Annotated in this window: 1 protein-coding gene; it reads right to left on the bottom strand. The window is 60.6% G+C overall.

Annotated elements, in window-relative coordinates; genetic code table 11:
• A partial coding sequence (locus ACTHR7_RS10850) for a hemagglutinin repeat-containing protein (protein WP_440370813.1) occupies window positions 1-269 on the bottom strand: 269 nt, incomplete at both ends.

Below are 269 nucleotides of genomic sequence, written 5' to 3'. Positions count from 1 at the left end.
AGGCGGATGGTGTCGCCCGCAGTAATGTTGCTGCCTTGGACGGTAATGTCGCCCTCGCGGCTGCGGATATTGATGTCTCCGCCAGCTTTCAGGCTGCTTTGTTGGCTTTGGCGGTAGTGTTGGTTTTGCTCTTTGCCGGCGGATTTAAAGCCGAAGCCGGCTTCGACGGACAAGAGGACGGCGCCTTGCTGGCCGGTTTGGTTTTTGACGGCGTCGGCCACTTTGCCGACGGAATCGGCCAGTTGGTAGGCTTGGGCGCCGGCGGCTAG

The organism is Neisseria sp. P0007.S010, assembly GCF_051962875.1.
GTDB lineage: Bacteria > Pseudomonadota > Gammaproteobacteria > Burkholderiales > Neisseriaceae > Neisseria > Neisseria subflava_A.
This window is presented reverse-complemented; position numbering and strand designations above follow the sequence as displayed.